At 61.8% G+C, this 676-nt stretch carries 1 protein-coding gene; it reads right to left on the bottom strand.

Annotated elements, in window-relative coordinates:
* On the bottom strand, positions 1-676 hold a 676-nt coding region (locus CKO42_RS14440), incomplete at both ends, for a hypothetical protein (protein ID WP_200245279.1).

Below are 676 nucleotides of genomic sequence, written 5' to 3'. Positions count from 1 at the left end.
CATCCGAGTCACCATCAGCATCCGAGTCGCCGTCAGCATCCGAGTCGCCGTCAGCATCGGAATCACCGTCAGCATCCGAATCGCCGTCGGCATCGGAGTCGCCATCGGCATCGGAATCACCGTCAGCATCGGAGTCGCCATCGGCGTCTGAATCGCCATCAGCGTCTGAGTCGCCGTCGGCGTCTGAATCACCGTCAGCATCGGAGTCACCGTCGGCATCGGAATCGCCATCGGCGTCTGAATCGCCGTCAGCGTCGGAGTCGCCATCGGCATCCGAATCGCCGTCGGCATCCGAGTCGCCATCGGCGTCTGAGTCGCCGTCGGCATCCGAGTCACCATCAGCATCCGAATCGCCGTCAGCATCCGAATCGCCGTCGGCATCGGAGTCGCCATCGGCGTCTGAATCACCGTCGGCATCGGAATCGCCATCAGCATCCGAGTCGCCATCGGCGTCTGAGTCGCCGTCGGCATCCGAATCACCATCAGCGTCCGAATCACCGTCAGCATCGGAGTCGCCATCGGCGTCTGAGTCACCGTCGGCATCCGAATCGGTATCGGTATCGGTGTCGGTGTCCGTGTCCGTATCCGTATCCGTATCGGTATCGGTGTCGGTGTCCGTATCCGTATCCGTGTCCGTATCGGTATCGGTATCGGTGTCGGTGTCGGTATCCGTATC

Origin of the sequence: Lamprobacter modestohalophilus (genome assembly GCF_016583905.1) — a bacterium.
Classification (GTDB): Bacteria; Pseudomonadota; Gammaproteobacteria; order Chromatiales; family Chromatiaceae; genus Lamprobacter; species Lamprobacter modestohalophilus.
This window is presented reverse-complemented; position numbering and strand designations above follow the sequence as displayed.